Genomic DNA, 20,320 nt, shown 5'->3' with positions numbered 1-20,320 from the left:
CCGGCTACTTCGCCGACGCCGAGGCCTGGCGGACGCTCTCGAGCACCTGCTCGGGGGTCTTGCCGCCGGTGATCAGCGCCTCGCCGCCGGAAAGCCAGGCGTCGGAGACGTCGGGCACGGTGACGGTGTCGAGCCAGGCGGCCAGCTTCGGCGCCTTGTTGACCAGGCCGACGCCCTCGTACACCGCCTTGCTCGAGGTCTCGGGCGTGACGGCCCCGATGACCGTGCTCGGCTGGCCGTACGGCGGGGACGACAGCGTCTTGGCGTTCTTCTCGCTCGTCACGAACTTCATGAAGTCGACGGCGAGCGGGATGCGCGGGGAGGCCGCGTTGACCAGGTATCCCTCGGGCGCGCCCTCGATCACCGTGGGGTCGCCCTTCGCCCCCTGCGGCGCGGGCAGCTGGAAGATGCCGAAGTCGTCCGTGGGGAGCTTGCCCTTGGCGGTCTCGTTGTCGAACTCCAGGATCTCCTGGTAGTACATGGCCGCCTTGCCGTCGGCGAACTTCTCCTGCGCCGAGCTGTAGAGCACGCCGTTGGTGCCGCTCTTGGTGTCGGTGCAGGTGTCGACGAGGGTCTTGAACCGCGTCAGCGCGGTGACGTAGCCCGGGTCGTCCAGCTTCGCCGTCGCGGGCTTGAGGTCGGCCTGCAGCGTGTCCCAGGGCACGTCGTAGGCGAACATCTGCTGCAGGTAGTGGAGGGCCGGCCAGCCGTCCTTGTTGCCGAACGCGATCGGCTCGTACCCGGCCTTGCGCAGCGGGCCGCAGGCGGCGATCAGGTCCTCGAACGTGGCGGGCACCTTCACCCCCGCCTTGGCGAACGCGGCCTTGTTGTAGCCCATGAACTTGCCGTTGCCGTACAGCGGGATCCCGTAGTACTTGCCGTCGTAGGCGAAGGCCGACAGCGCCCCCTCGCTGAAGGTCTTCCCCCACTCCGTGCCGGGCCCGATGACCTTGCTCAGGTCGGCCGCGCGGCCGCCGCGGACGAAGTTCTCCGCCCAGTTGCCGGTCCAGGTGAAGTAGACGTCCGGCAGGGCGTTCGACGCGGTCAGCGTCTTGGTCTTGTCCTTGATGCTCTGGTCGGTCTCCTGGATGAGCTGGATCTTCACCCCGGGGTGCAGCTTCTCGTACTCGGCGGCCAGGTCCTGGAAGTACGGCTCCAGCGGCTCTCCGGCGAACTTGGTGAGGATGCTCAGGGTGCCCGAGTACTCGGGGGCGGCGGTCACGTCGGCCGCGGGAGCCTTGTCCGCCTGCCCGCCGCCGGTGCAACCGGCGAGGGCGAGCACCGACGTCCCGGCGAGTGCCGCGAACGTCGTCAGTGCGCGAGGGCGCATTGGCTTCCTCTCTCTCTGGTCTGTGTGGGGGGCTGGTCCGTCTGGGGAGGGAGGACCGCCGGTGCCGGGGCCCTGGGATGCCGGGAGGCACTGGGATCCGCCGGGACGCGCCGCCGGCACGACCCGCTGGTGTGGGGTGACTGTACAGAGCATCTGATACCGGTACCAGCCCTAGTTCCAAGAATTTTTTCCCGCAGGACGCCTCCGGGACCGTCGACGGCCGGAAACAGCAGCTAGCTGCCGTTGCAGCAGCAAGAAGAAGGCCGTGGTGTTGACGCCGTACGTTCACCTGTGCCAGCGTGACCCCCGCGTGATACCGGTATCAGGCCGCAGGGGCGCCGCCGGTCCGCAGGTGATCCCGAAAGGACGCGACAATGCTCGGATTCAACGAGCCGGAATTCCTCTCCCAGCTGGCGAGCGCGGTGGCGCTGCGCCCGCAGATCGAGGAACTGGTCGATCGGCTCGTGGACGGGGGATTCGACAACCTCTACCTCGTCGGCGCCGGCGGCACCTACGCCCAGATGTGGCCGTACGAGCGCCTGGCGCGCCAGCGGTCCACCCTCGACGTGCGCGCGGTGATCGCGGCCGAACTGGTCGCCGCGGACGAGAAGGCGCTCGGCGAGCGCTCGGTGGCGATCTTCACCTCGGTCTCGGGCACCACCGACGACGTCGTCCGGGCCATCGAGTTCTGCAAGTCGAAGGGCGTCTACACCATCGGCTTCACCGGCTACCCCGACTCGCCGATCGCCCGGAACGTCGACCTCGCGCTGCTGACGGAGCCCAAGACGTGGCCGTTCGACATGCAGATGCTGCTCTTCATGGGCCGGCTGCTGTCGCGGCGGGGCGAGTTCGACGGCTACGAGAAGTTCGCCGCCGAGTTCGGCGACATCCCGCGGATCCTCCTGGAGGTCTCCAAGCAGGCCGAGCCGGTCGCCGAGGCGTTCGCCGACGCCCACAAGGACAGCGACTACTACTTCCTCATCGGCGGCGGGAACCTGTGGGGGTTCACCTACCTCTACTCCATGTGCATCCTCGAGGAGATGCAGTGGCTGCGCACCACGCGGGTGCACAGCGCCGAGTTCTTCCACGGCTCGCTCGAACTGGTCGAGGAGAACACCAGCGTGATCGTCTTCCAGGGCGAGGACGAGGCGAGGGCGCTCACCGACCGCGCCGAGGCCTTCGCCAAGCGGATCTCCAAGGACGTCACCGTCTTCGACACGAAGGACTACCCGCTCGACGGCATCAGCCCGGAGTTCCGCGGCCTGCTCGCGCCGCTCGTCCTCGACACCGTCATGAGCCGCGTCAGCAAGCACCTGGAGCGCGTGCGCGACCACTCGCTCGACCTGCGCCGCTACTACCGCGTCATGGACTACTGATCCCGCCGTCCCCCCTTCCGGGCCCTCGCGCGTGCTGCGCGGGGGCCCGTCCACAGGAGAGTCCTTTGAGAGTCCTCGGCTTCGGCGACAACATCGTCGACCGGTTCGTCGACCGCGGCGTGGAGTACCCGGGTGGCAACAGCGTCAACGTGGCCGTCTACGCCCGCCGTCTCGGCCTGGACGCGGCCTACCTGGGCGTGTTCGGCGACGACGAGCTCGGCGACTTCCTGCGCGCCTCGATCGCCGCCCAGGGGGTCGCGATCGACCACTGCGTCGTGCGGGCCGGCGAGAGCGGCGTCTCCACCCTGCGCGTGGACGACGGCGACCGCGTCTTCCTCGGCTGGAACGGCGGCGGCGTCACGCTGCGGGAGCCGCTCGTCCTCGGTGACGACCTGCTGCGGTACGCCGCCTCCTTCGACCTGGTGCACTCCAGCGTGTACTCCCGCAGCGAGAGCGAGCTGCCCAAGCTGGCCGGGCTCGGCCCGCTGGTGAGCTTCGACCTGTCCAGCGAGGACGAGTTCCGCGCTCCCGGCTACCTCGACCGGGTCTGCCCGCACGCCGACCTCGTGCTGTTGTCGTGCTCACACCTCGACGAGGCCGCCACGCGGGCGCTGCTGGCCGAGGCCGTACGGCGCGGCGCGCGGCTCGCGCTGGCCACGCGCGGCGTGGAAGGGGCGATCGCGCACGACGGCAGGGTCACGGTCGCGACCGCCGCGCGCCGGGTTGAGGACCCCGGACTGATGGTCGACACGATGGGCTGCGGCGACGCCTTCCTCGCCGGGTTCGCCGTCTCGCTGCTGCGCGGCGGCTGGACCACCGGCACGTCCCCGAACCGCGACGCCGTCGAGCGCGCGCTCCACGACGGCGCGCGGTCGGCCTACGAGCAATGCCTGGTGGAGGGCGCGTTCGGCCACGGACGGCCCGTTCTCACTAAGCTTCCTTAGAGCCGAGAGGGAGGAACGCCAGCCATGCCAGCTGAGCGGAGCCAGGCCGCCGGGCGGGTGACGATCTCCGAGGTGGCGGCCGAGGCGGGCGTCGGAAGGGCGACCGCCGCCCGCACGCTCGGCGGGTATGGACACGTCAGCCCGGAGCTGCGCCAACGCGTGCTCGCGGCGGCCGAGAAGCTCGGCTACCGCGCCAACGCGCTCGCCCGCAGCATGTCGACGGGTGTGAGCCACACCATCGGCGTGATCGTCGCCGACATCGGCAACCCCTTCTTCGCCGGACTGGTTCGCGGCGTCTGCGACGCCTCCCGGGCCCGCGGCTTCGACACGATCGTGCTGAGCACCTACGAGGACCTCGACGAGGAGGTCGCCGCCACCAACGTGCTGATCGACAAGCGCGTCGACGGCATGATCATCGCGTCCGCCGCGGTCAGCGGCCGGGAGGTCGGCCACGTCAAGGAGGCGCTGACGCGCGGCCTCCCCGTCGTCCTGGTCGACCGGGCCATCCCGGCGCTCGACCTCGACGCGGTCGTCATCGACAACCGCGACGCGGCGCGTGAGGCGGTCGAGCGGCTGATCGCGGCGGGGCACCGGCGGATCGGCTTCGTGTGGGGCCCGCCCATGGCGCAGCCGCCGGCGACCCGCCGCGAGCTGCTGGCGGCGGCGTCCCGCAACCTGTGGACCGACGGCGAGCGCCTGCGCGGCTACCTCGACGCGCTCGACGACGCGCGGATCCCCTTCGACCCCGAGCTGGTGATGGTCGGGCGCAAGGTCGAGGAACAGGCGACCCAGGAGGTCGCGCGCATGCTCGCCCTGCCCGACCGCATCACCGCGCTGTTCTGCACGGAGACCGAGGCGGTGACGGGGGCCCTGCGCGCCCTGCGGGCCGCCGGGCTCTCCTATCCGCGCGACGTCGCGCTCATCGGGTTCGACGACAGCGCCTGGGCGGCGGTCATGGATCCGCCGCTGACGATGATCGAGCAGCCGGTGCACGAGCTCGGCGCGAAGGCGGCCGAGGTGCTCCTCGACATCGTGCAGGGGGCCGAGGCCGGCCGCGAGACGCACACGCTCCGCTCGCGCCTCATCGTGCGGTCGTCGGTCGGCCCCCCGCCGGGCGCCTGAGATGGCCGAGAGGGGAAGTCAGCGGGGAAGCAGTTCGTAGGAGCGCTGCTGAGGCAGGCCGGCGAGCCGCCGCTGGCCCTCGGTCAGCAGCGCGGCGATGGGACCGGGCTCGCGCAGCCGGGTGAGCCGGTCGCGGTTGTACTTGCGCAGCCGCGCCGCGCGGCGCTTGGCCGCCGCCGCCTTGAACGCGGCGACGTGCTCGCGGTCGGGCTTGCGCGCGCCGGTCAGCTCGTAGCCGTACGCGGTGAGCCGCTCCCCGAGCACCTCCTCGCACAGCGAGATCTCCCAGGGCTCCAGCCGGGAGGCCCACTTGCCCGAGTGGGCGGTGGTCACCTCCTCGTGCGTGTTGCTGTGCCACACCTTGTGCTTGGGCACGGCCAGCTCGGCCATGTGGCGCGGCTCGCACATCGCCGGGTCGTACTCCTCGCCGAGGAACACGCACAGCTTCTTCAGCTCGGTCTCCGGGTCGGCGGTGAGATCCTCGTACCGCAGCTCGTAGAAGCTGTCGGCCGGCAGCTTGCGCGCGTGCCGGCGGCCGAAGTCGATCGCCTCGGCCCAGTTGGCCATGGCGTGCACGGCGTCCGCCTTGTACCAGGGCATCTGCTTGAGCGAGGCCACGCAGTCGCGGCCGTCCCTGACGAGGTGGACGAACTGCGCGTCGGGGAACATCCGCATGAGCATCTCGACGTGCCGGTAGTAGCTGGGCCGCTTGTCGCCCCAGCGCGGCTTGCCGAAGCGCTCGGCGTAGCACTTGAAGACCATGCCGATGACCGAGCCGAAGCTGCCCGGGCCGAGCATGGCCGCCTGGACGAAGTCGGGGCCGCTCAGCCCGAGCTCGTGGAACTTCGTGGTCCGGCCCTCGGCGATCCAGGTCGCCAGCCTGCGCCTGTTGTCGGCCAGCCGCATGTCGCCGTACGCCCGGCGGGAGAAGTAGGCCGGGACGAGGAACCGCGTCTCGGGCGGGACCGCGATGCGCGGGTGCGAGTGCAGCATGAGCTGCAGCATGGTGGTGCCGGAGCGCGGGCAGCCGACGACGAAGACAGGTCTGTCCGAATGCATGAGTTCTATCCCCCGTGGTGAAATTGCCGGACGCCAGGCCGCCGCCCTCCCCCGGGCGCGGCTCGTGACGCGGGTCCTACGGCGTCACGCCGTACGAGCGTGCCGATCCGGCCGAGACGGCCGGTCAGACAAGGATCTTCTGTTTCTCGGCGGCGGTGCGGGGCACCTGGCGCGCCGCCAGCCAGACGCGGTAGACGAGGCTCATCTCGAACGCCAGCAGCAGAGCGCCGGCCACGACCGAGACCGGCACCAGGGCCTTGGCTCCGAACAGCGGGCCCACGACGAAGACCGCGGCGTGGAACTCGATGCCGCTCACCACGTGGGTGCGCACCCGGTGCCGCACCAGGAAGACGCGGAACCGGTCGTACCAGGGGAAGCGGGCGTGGAACGCCTTCTGCAGGTCGACCACCGCGGCGCCGTCGTCGGCGCCGACCTGGCCGAACTCCGCGGCGGCCTGCCCCAGCTCGGTCCGCGGCCTGGAGCGCAGGACGCTCTCGGCGAGGACGTACTGCCCGTCCAGCCGCGCCTCGAGCAGCGCTCGCGTGGCGTCCTTGACCCGCTTCAGCTGCGGGCCGTTGATGTAGCGGAACAGGTCGAGCACGACGACGCCGATGGCGGCGAGCACCACGTCGGTGTCGCCCGTGCGGGTGTACTCCCCGAACCCCCACCCGAAGGCGCAGCAGACCACCCGCACCCGGTCGCCGACGTAGTCGAGCCAGAGGCCGAAGGGCGTCCCCGTGCCCTTGAGCCTGGCGATCTTGCCGTCCATGCAGTCGACCGTGAAGCTCAGATAGAACAGAGCCGCCCCGGCGACGAGCATGCCCTCCGCGAATGCCGCCGCCGAGGCGAAGCCGATCACCATGGACAGCCTGGTCAGCCCGTTCGGCGTGACCGAGGTGTGATTGGCCACGAGCAGCGCGAGCCGGCAGGCGAGCGGATCGACCATGAAGACGGTCCACCACGAGTCTCTCGGCTTGCGCGTCGCGAGTATGTCGTCCAGCGTGAAGCCCCCCATGCAGGCAAGAATGACTACAAGCGGTAGCCGTTGGCCTGCTCTTCTGTAACAGGCAGGCCATCTCGTTGCCGGTTCTTGACCGTCTCCCCCATCTACGTAAACCATCCGCCAATCCGGTCGCCGATCGGTTACAGTCCGTGTTCGAGGGGGAGACCATGCCCGTTGTCACGTTGTACCGGCGGCTGCAGGGGCGGCTGCCGTCGTGGGAGCCCGCGCCGCGGGCCGCGCTCATCCGGGCGGACGCTGGTCCGCTCCAGGCCCAGCGCGAGACGCTGGACGTGGTGTGCGCCCTGCTGACCGAGGCGCGCGTGCCGTACTTCTGCGTGCGCCCGCTGCCCAACCGGCCGCCGGTGATCGCCGTGCCCGAGGACGACCGCACGCGCGCGCTCGCCGCGCTCGCGGCCGGCAGTCATCCGCTGTTCGCGGCGCGGCAGCCGTACGGCAGGCAGGGGGCGCGGGCGCGCCAGGCGGACGCGGGCCGGATGCGCCCGGTGCGGCGGGCGGCGGCGCTGCTCGGCGACGCCAAGGTCGTGCGGCTGGCCATGTATTTCGCCAGCCCCTCGCGGACGCTGACGCTCGGCCCGGAGAACGGGTGCGACCTGGAGTTCTGGTCCCGGGAGGGCGACGAACTGGTCGCCCCGAGGCCGAACCCCGCCTGCGACCGCGTCCCCGCCGACGGCCCCGCCGTGGACGGCGGCGAGGAGCTGTTCACGCCGCTGGCGTGCGCCGCCCGCCGGGCCCGCGCCTACCGCACCCGGCCCGAGTTCGTCCGGCGGCTGCTGGACGACATCGACTTCCCGATCGACGCCGTCTACACGTGGGTGGACGGCGCCGACCCGGCCTGGCGGGCCCGCCGCGACCAGGCCGAGCGCGACGAGGCGCTGCGCAGCGGCGGCCCGCTGAGCGAGATGGCGACCACGGAGGCACGGTTCACCAGCAGGGACGAGTTGCGTTACTCGCTGCGCTCCCTGCTGATGTACGCCCCCTGGATCAACCGGATATGGATCGTCACCGACGGCCAGACGCCTCCGTGGCTCGACACCACCCACCCCATGGTCGCGGTGGTCGACCACAAGGAGATCTTCACCGATCCGTCGGTGCTGCCGGTGTTCAACTCCCATGCCATCGAGACGCAGCTTCACCACATCGACGGGCTCAGCGAGCACTTCCTGTACTTCAACGACGACTTCTTCCTGGGCCGGGCGCTGCCTCCCCGGACGTTCTTCGAGGGCAACGGGATCACCCGCTTCTTCCCCAGCACCGTCCACGTGCCGTTCGGCGTGCCGGAGACCGAGGAGTCCCCGGTGCACGCCGCGGGCATGAACAACCGGCGCATCCTGGAGAACCTGACCGGCCGCACGATCACGCAGAAGCTCAAGCACGTGCCGTATGCGCTGCGCCGGTCGCTCATGTACGAGCTGGAGGGGCGTTTCTCGGCGGAGTTCACGGCGACCGCCCGCAGCAGGTTCCGCACGTCGCGGGACATCTCGGTGGTGTCCTCGCTGGCGCACTACTACGGCTACCTCAGCGGGCGGGCGGTCCCCGGCACGGTCGACTACACCTATGTGGACCTGTCGCTGCCGAAGACGCCCGCCAAGCTGCGCCGCATGCTGGCCCGGCGCAGGCACGACGTGTTCTGCCTCAACGACACCGCCCCCACCACCGCCGATCAGGACGCGCTGCTGGCGCGGTTCCTGGAGGCCTACTTCCCCACCCCCGCGCCGTTCGAGCGGTGAGGGTGCCGCAGGTCGAACCTGTCCACGAACAGCCCGCGGAAGGTCCAGCGGCCGGCGGGGGCGAACGAACGGGCGACCAGGGCGCGGCGGCGGGCGGGCATCGCGTTCTTGCCCGTGTGGCCGACGACCCAGAGCGTACGCAGCCCGTCGAGCCGGGCGGCGAGCACCCGGGTGCCCACCTCGCGGCCCGGGAAGCTGCCGTCCTGCTCGGGTGACCGGGCCAGTGCCACGTCGCGGAGCCTGCCGAAGACCGACGGGTAGACCGCCTCGTACTTCCTGACCTTGGCCGGGACGAACAGCACCCCGTCCCCCGGCTTCGCCTCGGTCGCGAGCAGCGCCATGACCGGCCGCGGATCGTCCTGCCTGCCGTCCGGCCCCCGCGTGGCGAACTGCCCGGGAGCCGACAGGCCGAGCCAGGCGGCCAGCACGGCGGCGGCGAGGCCGGGGGGCAGCGCGGCCAGGCCCGCCCCGGCGAGCAGCGCCGCCGCAGGGACGCAGCAGAAGACGTAGCGGAACACGTACACGGGATGGAGGGCCCGGGAGGCCGCGAGCAGCACCAACGCGGGCATGAGCAGCCACGGCAGCGTCAGCCGCATGAGCGCCGCGGGCGTCTCGGCACGCTCTTCGGTGGGTGTCTCGGCGAGCTTTTCCGCGCGACGGGCCGCGCGAGCCCGGCGGACGCCCACGACCGCGGCATACGCGAGGCCGAAGAGCGCGAGCGCCCAGGTCAGCGGGGCCACCCCGGGTCCCGTCGCCCCACCGAGGTCGCCGAACAGCTGGACGGCCAGCCTGCCCACGTCGCCCGCCTCCGGCCGGGAGATCCACCCCACCTGCGCGCTCTGCCGGGAGCCGAGCCAGGCCAGCGGCACCACGGCCGCCAGGGCCGGCGTCGCCGCGCACGCCCACCGGAGCAGCGGTCCCCTCGACAGGATCAGGGCGACGCCGTGCGCCCCCACGACCAGGAACGCGAACAGGTTGAGGTAGGCCAGCACGGTCAGCGCCGCCGCGTACGCCGCCAGGACCGCCGACGTGGGCGACCGCAGCACACGCAGGAACAGCAGGGTCACGCCGACGGCCGCCGCCGCCGTCATCGCGTACGGCCGGGCCTCCTGGACATACCTGGAGAAGATGGGCATGAGGGCCAGCAGCACGCCGCCGTACAGACCCGCCCGGGGGGCGCCGAGGGCGCGGCCGAGGGCGCCGGTCCCGGCCGCGGCCAGCGCGCCCGCGACGACCGACGGGATCCGCAGCGCCACCTCGGCCGTGCCGGACAGGCCCGCGACGACGTGCATCAGCGCGTAGTAGAGGCCGTGCACCGCGTCGACCGACTGCAGCAGGTGCGCCAGCTGGGGAAGGGTGCGGCCGACCGCGCTGACGGTGGCCGCCTCGTCCCGCCACGGCGGCGGCCCGCCGAGGTCCCACAGCCCGGCGGCCAGCGCGAGAACGGCCGGCACGACGGTCACGACAGCGAGCCGGTCCAGCCGGGCGGGCCGCCCGGTCACCTCGGCGGGGGACGCCGAGGGGGCCTCGGGCGCGCCGGGCTGCGACGGCATCCCGGTGCTACGGCGGGGCAGACGACCGGCGACGTGCCGGGATGCGCGGGTCATGGCCGCATGCGCGCGACCACGCGCGCCGAGGCGTGTCCGTCGTCCCAGGGGCAGTATCTGCGGGCGAACCGCTCGTAGCGCGCCGCGAACCGCCCGAGGTCGCCGTGCCGCAGCACGTCGAGCACGTCGTCGCCGGTCCTGAGGACGGGCCCGGGGGCCTCGGCCTCGAAGTCGAAGTAGAAGCCGCGCACCTGGTCGCGGTAGCGCTCCAGGTCGTGGGCGAAGAACACCATGGGCCTGCCGGTGCACGCGAAGTCGAACATCGCCGACGAGTAGTCGGTGACCAGCACGTCCGCGGCGGCCAAGAGATCCGCCATATCCGGAAATTTGGAGACATCGCGGATGCGGTCGCCGTTCGGGATGGCCAGGTCCCGCGCCACCAGGTAGTGCGCCCGCACGAGCAGCACGTCGTCGTCACGCAGCGCCCCGGCCGTCCTGACCGGGTCCAGCGCGAGCCGCCCGGTGGTCTCGTCGTCCCGCCACGTCGGCGCGTACAGGATGACCCGCCGGTCGTCCGGCAGGCCCAGCCGCCGCCGGGCCGCGCGGGCGCGCCCGGGATCGAACAGCACGTCGTTGCGCGGGTAGCCCGACTCCAGGATCTCCCCTTCGTAGCCGAACGCTCCGCGCAGCGCGGAGGTGGCGAACGGGCTCGGCGACAGCAGCAGGTCCCAGGTCGCCACCTGCCGCGCCAGCTCGTCGCGCGGCACCCGCCGCGCGTACGGCATGCCCTCCAGGTCGAGCCCCAGCCGCTTGAGCGGCGTGCCGTGCCAGGTCTGCACGACCGTCTGCCCGCGCGGCTTGCGGTACCACCCCGGCTGGGTGCGCCGGTTGGCCACGACGAAACGGCTGGTGCGCAGCGCCTCCTCGTGCTCGCGCGAGCCGTACAGGACCAGGCGCACACCCGGCGGGACCGCGAACTGCCCGTCCCGGGTGACCCAGACGATCTCCACGTCGGGGTGGCGGCGCGCCAGCTCCTCCGAGACGGCCCGGGGATTGCACGAGTACTGCCCGCCGCCGTAGCTGTCGAAGACCGCGGCGTTCCGCAGGGTCACCCTGCGTGGTGCCGCCGCCCGCCGCATGCGCGTCGCGTACGGCCCGCGTTCGTGCGGGCCGAGCGCCGGGCGCACCGCGAGGCTCAGGTCGCCGTCGCGCGAGGTGCGGGCGGAGATCTCGTGAAACCCGGTGACCCGCGGCCTCGGCGGGTCGGCGATCAGGGCCGGGCTCAGGCGCACGCGCTCGTCCCTGCCCGCCGATGACAGGGTCAGCGCCCGCCAGGTCCCGCTGCGGAGCGGAAGTCCGTCGGCCGTCCTGCCGATGGCGGCCGTCCACGTCGCCTCGTCCTGGCGGACCGGCCAGGAGTGCCGCTCCGCGCCGCACTCCAGGACGATCCGGCCGGCCGGGCACCGGCCCGCCCCCTCCAGGACCAGCTCGCCGGACTCCGTCCACCGGACTGCGCTTATCGTGCCGTCGGACTCCGTCCTCCGAGCCGTGTTCACATGACCGCCGGGATCGGGCTGCGGGCCGTCGGCGGCGCGGGGGCCGAGCGTCAGCCCGCGGTCGCGGGTGAGGGAGACGCGCACGTTCCCGGCGTCGAAGACGCGGTCGCCCGGGGCCCCGATCGCCCGGCCCGCCCGGGTCACGCCCCGCGCCCGCACCCGCGCGTGCAACGCCCACCGGCCGGCGGGCAGGACGTCGAGGGCGATCACGGTCTCGAAGCCGGAGTCGTCGTGGCAGGCGACCGACTGCCGGGAGTCGGCGGTCACGTCGGGCCTGCGGGTCCGCCGCACCGGCAGCATGATCCGCTCCTCTCCCCGCTGGAGCCACAGCTCCATCCGGCTGCGCCCGCTGTCCAGATGGGCGATGTACGCGTGGCCGGTCAGGGCGAGCCTGCCGTCCGCGTGGCGTACGTCGTCCACGCAGGCGACGAGCCGCAGGTCGGGGGTGGCGTCGAACAGTGAGCGCGGCAGCCGGGGGTCCCGGCGGAAGGGATAGTCGAGATACCAGCGGCGGCGCCTCAGCCCCCGCCGCAGCACGCCCCGGTGCCTGATCTCCGACGCGGCGAACGTGCGCAGCTCCGCCAGTTCGCCGATCATGCCGCGCGCGGCGAAGTGGATCTGGAGCCGCCTGAGCACCGGCAGCCGTTCCACCGCGTTCGGGTCCAGGCGGCCCAGGGCCTCGGCGAGCCCGTCGGGAACCCGGTCGCGTACGGCCTCAAGCACGGCTTCGAGGTCGGGCCCCTCCGCCAGGCGCAGGTCGTAGGCCGTACGCAGGCGCGGCGCGTGCCGTCCGAGCAGGTCCGACACCTCCAGCATGGCCCGCAGGCGGCGCAGCGGGTCGGCCTGCGGCCGGGACCCGCGCGTGAGGCAGACCACGTCGCCGAGCACGTCGGCCGAGCTGGACAGCACGTGCGCGGGGATCGTCACCGGGAAGTCCTCGCCCAGGCCCGGCGGGAAGGCGAACCCGTGCCGGTTCCAGAACTCCCGGCGGAACACCGTGCCGCCCGCCCGCGGGTCGTCCAGCAGCTTCTGGTGCCGGGTGATGTGCGTGCGCAGCCTGGCCTTCGCAGCCGGGGCGGGCGCCTGGCTCGGCGTCCAGGTGCGGATCCGGCCGCAGGCGAGGTCGGAGCCGGTGTGCTCGAGGGCGCCGACCAGCGCGCGGTAGGCATCCGCGGGGACGACCGAGCCGGGGTCGGCGAAGGCGAGGTAGCGCCCGGTGGCGAAGGCCGCGCCCGCGTTGCGCGCCGTGCCGGGGTCGTCGCCGCCATCGCCGAGCGTGAGGAGCGTGAACCTGTGGTCGGGCGGGCGGAGACCGCGCGGGCGGCCGACGAGGATCACCTCCATGTCGTCCAGGGTCTGGTCGCGCAGGGATTCGAGGCACTCCTCGGCGTGTTCCTCCCCGCCGTGCAGGGGGACGACCACCGAGAGCCTGGCAGGCACCGTCACGCCGTCAGGATGCCGACGCGTGGCCGCATGCCACCCGCTCATCCCCATTGCCTTACGGTCGCTTGGGCACCTCTTGACCTGCCTCCCCGGCGCGGTCACCCGAACAGGGCGTCCACCAGGCGGCGGGCGGCCTGCCCGTCGGCCATCGGACGATACCTCGCCAGGAACGCGGCGTACGCGTCCCGGTGCTTGTCCGCCACCTCGTCGAGGTGCGCGAGCGCGTCGAGCACCTCGGCCTCCCGCCGAAGCACCGGCCCCGGCGCCTCGGGCAGGAGCCACAGGTCCTGCGGCCGGCCGGCGTGCAGGAGCACCGGGCGTCCCGTCACGGCGAAGTCGAACACCGCCGCCACGTCCCCGGCGAGCAGGACGTCGGCGGCGAGGTACAACTCGTGCGGGTCCGGATGGCCGCCGGCGTCCCACAGACGGACGCCGCCCGCCCCGGTTCCTGAGGGATGGGTTTCCGAGGGATGGCGGACCAGCAGGACGTGGTCGCCGGTCAGGCCCGCCGCCAGGCGCCCGGCGTCGAGCGTGTCGTGTTTCCCCGCGACGTACAGCAGGACGTGGGCGCGTTCCGGCAGGCTGAGGCGGCGCCGCACCTCGGCGGCGCGCTCCGGGGCGTCCGGACCGGTCAGCAGGTCGTCGCAGGGCAGGCCTGTCTGCAGCACCTCTCCCTCGAAGCCGGACGTCCGCCGCAGCGACGCCGTCGACCACGGGCCCGCGGACACGAGATGGGTCCACTGACCCGCCCCGCGACCGCCTGCCGCGTCCGTCCCGGTGCAGACGACCACCTGACCGGGCCTGCGCTCGAACCACGGCGGCAGCGGCGCGTCGGTGACGACGTAGCGGCACCGGGCGAGGGCCTCGTAGTGCTCCCGTCCCAGCATGCGCACCGGTTCGACGTCGCCGGGCAGGGCGACCTGGCCGTCCCGCACGTTCCACAGCAGCGGCAGGTCGGTCCCCCGGCGGCGCAGTTCCTCGCAGACCGCCCTCGGGCCGCCGCCGAAGCGGGTGCCCGCGCCGCCGTCGAACAGGACGGCGTCCCGCAGCGGCCTGTCCCTCATCTGGGGGTAGGTCCTCGTGCGCAACACCCGCTGAGCCTTCTTGCCGCGCTCGTCGGCGGTCAGGTCGCCGCTCACCGTCAGCACTGCCCGGCCCGGGCCCGACGTGACGATCCCGAACGTACGGCGGGCCGTCTGGTGGGCCGCCGGCACGTCTGTGTCGAACTCCAGCGGGAGGTCCGTCCACTCTCCCCCCGTGGTGCGTGCCCGGATCGCCAGGGCGTACCGGCCGCGCGGCAGCGGCAGCCGCCCGGCGGGCGAGCCGACCTGCTCGGGCGTCAGCCGCGCCCTGAAGCGGGTTCCCGCTCCCCCGATCGGCAGCAGCCACTCCCCGCGCCGCCCGGGGGTGGCGCGGGTCGCCCGGGTGACGGGGCCGAGGGCGGCCACCACCAGCGCCGACATCTCGTGCGGCACCGCGAGGCCGCCCTCGACGAGCAACTCGCCGCCAGGCAGCCACTCGGCGAGGTCGGCGTACGCCGCGACGGGCTGGTCCCGCAGCACGAGGCCGCCGGTGCGGTCGCGGAACACGACGATCTCCCGGCCGTCCAGGCCGTACCGGCCGGTGGGCACGTCCTCGGCGACGGTCACGGGCGTCACCGTGCCGTCGGCGGCCCGCACCTCGACCTCCCACCACGTCTCGGGCGCGGCGACCTCCGCCGGCACGGCGATCTGTGAAGTCCGGGACGCGGGCAGCAGGTCGTGCAGGTCGACGGCGGCCTCGAACGTACGGCGGTCGACGTTCACCGGATAAGTGCGGGGGACGCCTCCGGGGCGCCGGGTGACCTGGAGCACCGGGCTCGGGCCGAGGTCGTTGACGACGTGGCCCACCAGGCGCAGGCGGCCGTCCCGCACCTCCCGCGTGACGACCCGGGCGGTCTCCCGCTCGGCCCGCAGTACGAAGACGCCGGTCTCCCCGAGCAGCGGGGCGACGTAGTGGTCGGGGCCGACGGTGTGATACCCCGCCTGCTCGACGATCGAGGCGGCGGCGCGCGGGTCCGGGTCGGTCAGCCGTCCGCGCCGCAGGACGCCCCGGTGCAGCACGCGCAGTTCGACGTGCCACCGCCCGAGCCGGCCCGGCCTGGCCAGCGCCGCGGGGTCGATGGTGAGCCGGAAGCCGCCCCAGTCGCGCTCCTTCGACTTCGTGGACACGCGGGCCCTGGAGACCGAGGCCGGCACCCGGACGCGCCGCCCGGTCCGCTCGTGCACGAGGGCGGCGAAGACCTGCTGGTGGACCCGCCGGGTGGGGCGCAGGAACGGCGGTGCCGCGCGTCCCTCCACCACGAGCAGGCCGTCCTCCCAGCGGACGGCGTCGATGCGGTGACGCGGGACGAGTTCGTCCCTGGCCCTGGTGACGGCGGTGGGGATCTCCCGGTCGGCGGAGCGGGCGAGGGGCACGTTCAGGTGGTGGCCGCCCATCCTGCGGACGAGCCGCCGGTCGGGTTCCACCTCCCGGTCCCAGGCCAGGACCTCGAGCAGCTCGGCCGGGCGGCGCAGGCGCACCAGATGCCACTGCAGGCGCCGCAGCGCGGGCAGCCCGTCGAGCACGGGCGGCGCCACGTCCTCCAGGTAAAGGCCGGCGAGGTCGAAGAAGCGCTGCCGGAACGCCGGGGAGGCCTGGTCGAGCGCGTCGAGGAAGTTCGTGAGGTCGCCGTCGAGCACGGCGTGGTCCCAGGCGTGGATGTGCGCGGTGAAGTTGTGCCGGCTGAGGAAGCGGCGGACCTCGGAGACGGCGGCGAACCGGTCCTCCAGATGCGCGGCCCGCGTCTTGTCCTGCGTGATCGAGCGGCCGCCGCCCTCGCGCCGCCGCCACAGGTAGACCGGCGCGGGCAGCACGTCCACGGCCCGCGCCAGGAAGTGGGCGCGCAGGGCCACCGCGATGTCCTCGTACAGCACGCCTTCGGGGAAGGCGAAGCCGTGGGCGTCCCAGAACGAGCGGCGCCACAGCTTGTTGGTGACCAGGCGGTCGCGCAGGAGCGCGCGCGTCCGGGTGATGTGGGTGGCCGCGGCGGCGTCGGCGAAGACGGCCCGGTGCATGGCCGACTGGCGGGCGCCGCGCCCGTCGAGGCGCAGCACGTTGCCCGTGGCGAGGTCCGATCCCGTCCGTTCCAGAGACGCCAGGAGGTATTCGAGGGCGTGCGCCGGCAGCAGGTCGTCGCTGTCGAGGAACATCAGGTGCTCCCCGGTCGCGTGCCGCACGCCCGTGTTGCGCGCCGCCCCGAGCCCCGCGTTGGCCTGGCGCACCAGCCGGAACCGGCCGTCGCGCGCCGCGAAACCGGCGGCGATCTCGGCGCTGCCGTCGGGCGAGCCGTCGTCGACCATGACGACCTCGATGTCCTGCCAGGTCTGCGCGGCGACCGAGGCCAGGCAGCCGGCGAGGTACGGTTCCACGTCGTAGATCGGGATGATCACACTGAGGCGGGGCACGGGCGCTCCTTAAGGTCGGCGAAGCGGCGGACGGAGACACGAGCGATCCGGAGGGGCTCGCCGCCGGTCTGGACTGAGGAGCGAGCGGGGAGCGAGGGACGAGCGACTCCGAGCGACGAGGGCTGTGTCCCCGCGCGCCTGCGGCACGACCGGCGGGTGTGAGCGCCCCGATGGTGAGCGGGAAACACGCGCGGCTCAGGCCGGGCGCACGAGCGCGCGCAGGCGCCTGCGGAGCAGCCGGGCGGTGCGGCGCAGCGGCCGGGCACCCGGACGGCCCTGGTGGCGCGGATGGCGAGGCGCCTTCGCGGCGCCCGCCTCGCCGGGAGCTCCCATCCAGGCGCGGCCGGGCACCGGCGGGGCGGCCGTCGCGGCGAGCGCCGCGGGCAGGAACCCCCATTTGTCGCCCGCGTCCCACACCGTGCCGTACATCTCGTGGACCAGGTCGTCGAGGTCGTCCCCAGGCCCGGCGCACCGGCGGGCCCGGCTCATCGCGGCGGTGCGCTCCAGCCGGGCGTGCACCACGCGGCCGTCCTCGCGCTCGTCCAGCGCGAGCGAGACGATCCCGAGCCGCTGCCGGTCGGCGTGCTTGATCACCGAGCCGATGGTGCCGCGCGACGGCACCCACCCCGGCGGGCAGTGGAAGCGGAACGGCACGGGGAAGCAGTCGTCCGGCACGGCCTCGTGGAACCGCACGCGCGGCTCGCCCTGATAGCAGGCGAGCACCAGGCGCAGGTCGAGCGAGGGGTCGCCGAGCGGGTCGCGCCGCCCGCCGCCGAGCCGTCCCCAGGGCCCGACGACCGTCACCCGCACGTCGGGCAGCCGCCCGGCGAGCACGGCGTCGACGGTCGCCCTGACCTCCTCGAACGACGCGTCCCCCACCTCGACCACGACATCGACGTACGGCACGAGGTAGGTGCGGTGGGGGTGCCTGCGCAGCCAGCGGAAGCTCGGGACGCGCTCGGCGAGGTGGGGCCAGTTGTGCCGCTTCACGTCGGGCTCGCGGCGCATGACGGTGGACCGGCCGAGGTGCCAGCACCGGCTGCGGCGGTCGGGCACGAACACCGCCCCCGCCTGGGCCAGCCGGTAGCCGAGCTCGGTGTCCTCGCCGAGGACCAGCGAGGCGTCCAGCCCTCCGGCGGCGCGCAGCAGGCGGGCCGGCAGCGACGCGGTGGCCCCGACCATGACGGAGAACGCGCTGAAACCGGCCGTCCGCAGGTCGTCGGTCTGGTCCCAGCGCCGCTCGGTCCACTGCGGCGTGGCGTCCTCCTCGGCGAAGAGCTTGGGCACCGCGCCCGCCTCGACGGCCGCGAGCACCTCGCTCGCCGGAACCTCGTCGAGGCCGGGCACGAACCGCAGGTGCCCGAGCACGACCAGGTAGTCGGCCAGGTGGTGCCAGCGCATCTGGGCCTCCACGTGCTCGGGGAACAGCACGAGGTCGGCGTCCAGGTAGAGGATCACCTCGCCCTCGGCCGCCTCGGCCCCCGCCGCGCAGGCGCTCGCCCTCCCCCACGCCCCGCCGCGCGGGCGGACCACCCGCAGCCGCTCCGGCAGCGGCCCTGCCGACGACTCGGGCGGCGGCTCCATGGGCCGCTCGCCGTCGTCCACCACCACGACCTCCATGAGGTGGGCCGGGTAGGTCTGCCGGGCCAGGCCGGCCAGCGTCAGCGGCAGCGTGCGCTCCGCGCGGTAGGCGGGGACCACCACGCTCACCGTGAGCGTGGGGGTCCACTCCCCCGGCGCGGGCGGCTCTCCGAGCACCCCGTAGTCGTTGAGCGGGATGCGTGCAGCCCCCGTCACGTCCTCACCTCCGCCCGCCATCGGGCACCGTCCTCCATCAGTTCGTTGAAGACCAGCCCGCGCCACTGCTCCTGATAGGACGCGAGGAACGACTGCACGGGCTGGCGCCAGGTGTGGCCGTACGCGCTGCGGCGGCGCAGCACGTAGCCGAGGCCGTGGGTGCGGTAGATCCGGCCGCCGACGGCCTCCACCGCCTGCAGCAACTGGCCGTCCACGGTCCTCGCCAGGGGCCGGAAACCGCCGGCCGCCTCGAACGCCGCCCGGGTGACCAGCATCGTGCCGCCGGCCACCAGCGGCGCGAACCGCTCGGTGCCGATGCACCTCCTGATCGTCACGTCGAGCGGCTCCAGGTAGACGAACTCCGCGGCCGACCCGACGAGGTCGGCGCCGCTGTAACGCCGGGCGAGCAGGAGGTCGGCGAGGTGGTCGGGCCCATACCAGTCGTCGTCGTCCACCTTGGCGAGGTACGACCCGGAGGCGACGGCCGCCATGCGGTTCAGGACCTCCCCGAACGGCGTCGCGACGGAGGCCTCGATCACGGTGACCGGCAGCCGCGTGCGGGGGATCGCCGCCTCCCGCGCGGTGAAGCCGTGGAGCCCCACGATCAGCTCGGCGGTCACTCCGCGCTGGCGATCCATCTGCTCGACCGCGAACGGCACCATCTCCGGGCGGCGCGTGCACAGCAGGATCGAGACCCTCGGGTGCGGCGGCACCGGCAGGCCGGCGGCCAGAGCGAGGCGTCGCCAGCGGGCGGCGGCCCCGTGCTCGCGCAGCGCGGCCCTGCGCAGCCGGATGCTCAGCTCCTCGCGGCGCAGGTCGGACGCGAGCGCCTCCTCGGTCACGGCGGCCAGCGCGGCGGCGAGGCCAGGTCCCAGCGCCCGGTCGCGGGCGGGATCGGGCGCGGCGAGCACCGGGATCCCGGCGGCCGAAAGGGCGGCCACGACGCGGGCGACCTCACTCGCCCGCCCCTGCTCTGCCTGTGGGCCGAGCGCGGGCACCTCGATTCCGCGCACGTCCCGCAGGCGGGCGACGTCCACGTCCGTGACCCGCCCGCAGGCCGGGAGCCGTACGAGCCTGTCCGCGCCGAGGGTGACGACGAACCCGTCCCGGTGCGCGGCGAGCGCCGCCAGCCCCTGCGAGGGATGCTGCCGGAATCCGATGGGGTTGACCACGGCCTCGTCGAGCGGCGGCATCATGTAGCCGACCACCGTGTCATCGACCACCGCGCCGCCGACCACCGGCCCGTCCGCCTCCGCCCGGCGCAGCGGCAGGTCGCAGCCCGGGGCGTCGCGGCGGTCCGGCACGGGCCCGCCGGGCGGCGACAGCGTCACGTTGGGGTCGCCGGGCCTCCAGTCGGCCGTGCCGCCGCCCTCGATTCCCGCGACGGGAGTGGTCGCCTCGCATCCACCGAACAGGCCGTTCGCGACGTGGGCCACGACGTCGCCGGCCGGCACCGGCTCGGTGAAGGCGGCGTCCAGGTGCCAGCCGCGGCCCCGGCGTACGATCCGCATCTCGGTCAGGTGCCGCCAGCAGGCGCCGGGCGCGGTGACCGGCAGCGGCTGGGCCGCCCAGGACGGCACGTCGGCGAGGGCGATCCGCACGCGCGTCGCGATGGGCAGCAGGCCGCGCAGCGGTACCGCCCTGCGCAGGTCGCCCGGGGACCGCGCGGCGAGCACGACGCATCCGATCGCGTCGGCCGCGTGCCGTGTCGCGTCCCGTGTCGCGTCCCGGCTCGCGTCCGCGTCGCCCATCGGAGCTGTGCCGAGATCGGGGACGGGAACGTCCTGCAGCGGAGTCCAGGGACCGGCGAAGCCCTCGACCAGGCGGCCGAGCAGCGTGGGACAGGACTCGAACCCGATCCACGTCCCCCACGCCGACCGGGTGGCGGTTCGCGTCACCCGCCCTCCTCA

The 20,320-nt window shown here is 73.6% G+C and carries 12 protein-coding genes; 4 read left to right on the top strand and 8 right to left on the bottom strand.

What is annotated here, in order from left to right; genetic code table 11:
• Positions 1 to 4 precede the first annotated feature (4 nt).
• Positions 5 to 1,330, bottom strand: coding sequence for an ABC transporter substrate-binding protein (locus IL992_RS32000; RefSeq protein ID WP_193207055.1), 1,326 nt, complete (start codon positions 1,328 to 1,330; stop codon positions 5 to 7).
• A 374-nt stretch (positions 1,331 to 1,704) separates the two neighbouring features.
• On the opposite strand from IL992_RS32000, the gene IL992_RS31995 reads away from it, so the two are divergent.
• The 3 genes from IL992_RS31995 (at position 1,705) to IL992_RS31985 (ending at position 4,772) form a co-directional block, all read left to right on the top strand.
• The gene (locus IL992_RS31995) at positions 1,705 to 2,706 is read left to right on the top strand and encodes an SIS domain-containing protein (RefSeq protein WP_193207054.1); all 1,002 of its coding nucleotides are present in this window, start codon (positions 1,705 to 1,707) and stop codon (positions 2,704 to 2,706) included.
• 65 nt (positions 2,707 to 2,771) lie between these two features.
• Positions 2,772 to 3,650, top strand: a complete 879-nt coding sequence (locus IL992_RS31990) for a PfkB family carbohydrate kinase (RefSeq protein WP_193207053.1) — start codon at positions 2,772 to 2,774, stop codon at positions 3,648 to 3,650.
• Positions 3,651 to 3,674: 24 nt separating this feature from the next.
• Positions 3,675 to 4,772 (top strand): LacI family DNA-binding transcriptional regulator, encoded by a 1,098-nt coding sequence (locus tag IL992_RS31985; protein WP_193207052.1) that lies wholly within the window; start codon positions 3,675 to 3,677, stop codon positions 4,770 to 4,772.
• Positions 4,773 to 4,790: 18 nt separating this feature from the next.
• On the opposite strand, the gene IL992_RS31980 is transcribed toward IL992_RS31985, so the two are convergent.
• The gene (locus IL992_RS31980) at positions 4,791 to 5,831 is read right to left on the bottom strand and encodes a sulfotransferase family protein (RefSeq protein WP_193207051.1); all 1,041 of its coding nucleotides are present in this window, start codon (positions 5,829 to 5,831) and stop codon (positions 4,791 to 4,793) included.
• A gap of 124 nt (positions 5,832 to 5,955) precedes the next feature.
• Positions 5,956 to 6,846 (bottom strand): CDP-alcohol phosphatidyltransferase family protein, encoded by an 891-nt coding sequence (locus IL992_RS31975; protein WP_193207050.1) that lies wholly within the window; start codon positions 6,844 to 6,846, stop codon positions 5,956 to 5,958.
• Between the two features lie 155 nt (positions 6,847 to 7,001).
• Here IL992_RS31975 and IL992_RS31970 point away from each other — a divergent pair, with 155 nt between their 5' ends.
• Positions 7,002 to 8,582 (top strand): stealth family protein, encoded by a 1,581-nt coding sequence (locus IL992_RS31970; protein ID WP_193207049.1) that lies wholly within the window; start codon positions 7,002 to 7,004, stop codon positions 8,580 to 8,582.
• Here IL992_RS31970 and IL992_RS31965 read toward each other — a convergent pair.
• From IL992_RS31965 to IL992_RS31945, 5 genes are all read right to left on the bottom strand, one after another.
• Complete coding sequence (locus tag IL992_RS31965) at positions 8,549 to 10,189, bottom strand: glycosyltransferase family 39 protein (RefSeq protein ID WP_193207048.1); 1,641 nt, start codon at positions 10,187 to 10,189, stop codon at positions 8,549 to 8,551. The genes IL992_RS31970 and IL992_RS31965 overlap by 34 nt on opposite strands.
• Positions 10,186 to 13,131: a bifunctional glycosyltransferase/CDP-glycerol:glycerophosphate glycerophosphotransferase gene (locus IL992_RS31960; protein WP_193207047.1), complete on the bottom strand. Its 2,946-nt coding sequence runs from the start codon at positions 13,129 to 13,131 to the stop codon at positions 10,186 to 10,188. Before IL992_RS31960 ends, IL992_RS31965 begins: the two co-directional genes overlap by 4 nt.
• A 95-nt stretch (positions 13,132 to 13,226) precedes the next feature.
• Positions 13,227 to 16,613 carry a bifunctional glycosyltransferase/CDP-glycerol:glycerophosphate glycerophosphotransferase gene (locus tag IL992_RS48580; RefSeq protein WP_193207046.1) on the bottom strand — a complete coding sequence of 1,129 codons (3,387 nt, stop codon included), beginning with the start codon at positions 16,611 to 16,613 and terminating at the stop codon, positions 13,227 to 13,229.
• A 195-nt stretch (positions 16,614 to 16,808) separates the two neighbouring features.
• On the bottom strand, positions 16,809 to 18,410 hold the full coding sequence (locus tag IL992_RS31950) for a glycosyltransferase (RefSeq protein WP_193207045.1): 1,602 nt from the start codon (positions 18,408 to 18,410) through the stop codon (positions 16,809 to 16,811).
• Positions 18,407 to 20,308, bottom strand: a complete 1,902-nt coding sequence (locus IL992_RS31945; protein WP_193207044.1) for a glycosyltransferase — start codon at positions 20,306 to 20,308, stop codon at positions 18,407 to 18,409. Before IL992_RS31945 ends, IL992_RS31950 begins: the two co-directional genes overlap by 4 nt.
• Positions 20,309 to 20,320: the final 12 nt, after the last annotated feature.

It is taken from the genome of Microbispora sitophila (assembly GCF_014892245.1).
Lineage (GTDB): Bacteria > Actinomycetota > Actinomycetes > Streptosporangiales > Streptosporangiaceae > Microbispora > Microbispora siamensis.
This window is presented reverse-complemented; position numbering and strand designations above follow the sequence as displayed.

Bases quoted from the DNA above. Each gene is read 5' to 3' on its own strand.
- IL992_RS31980 (WP_193207051.1), bottom strand. From the start codon at position 5,831: ATGCATTCGGACAGACCTGTCTTCGTCGTCGGCTGCCCGCGCTCCGGC.
- IL992_RS31975 (WP_193207050.1), bottom strand. From the start codon at position 6,846: ATGGGGGGCTTCACGCTGGACGACATACTCGCGACGCGCAAGCCGAGA.
- IL992_RS31970 (WP_193207049.1), top strand. From the start codon at position 7,002: ATGCCCGTTGTCACGTTGTACCGGCGGCTGCAGGGGCGGCTGCCGTCG.
- IL992_RS31985 (WP_193207052.1), top strand. From the start codon at position 3,675: ATGCCAGCTGAGCGGAGCCAGGCCGCCGGGCGGGTGACGATCTCCGAG.
- IL992_RS32000 (WP_193207055.1), bottom strand. From the start codon at position 1,330: ATGCGCCCTCGCGCACTGACGACGTTCGCGGCACTCGCCGGGACGTCG.
- IL992_RS31995 (WP_193207054.1), top strand. From the start codon at position 1,705: ATGCTCGGATTCAACGAGCCGGAATTCCTCTCCCAGCTGGCGAGCGCG.
- IL992_RS31965 (WP_193207048.1), bottom strand. From the start codon at position 10,189: ATGACCCGCGCATCCCGGCACGTCGCCGGTCGTCTGCCCCGCCGTAGC.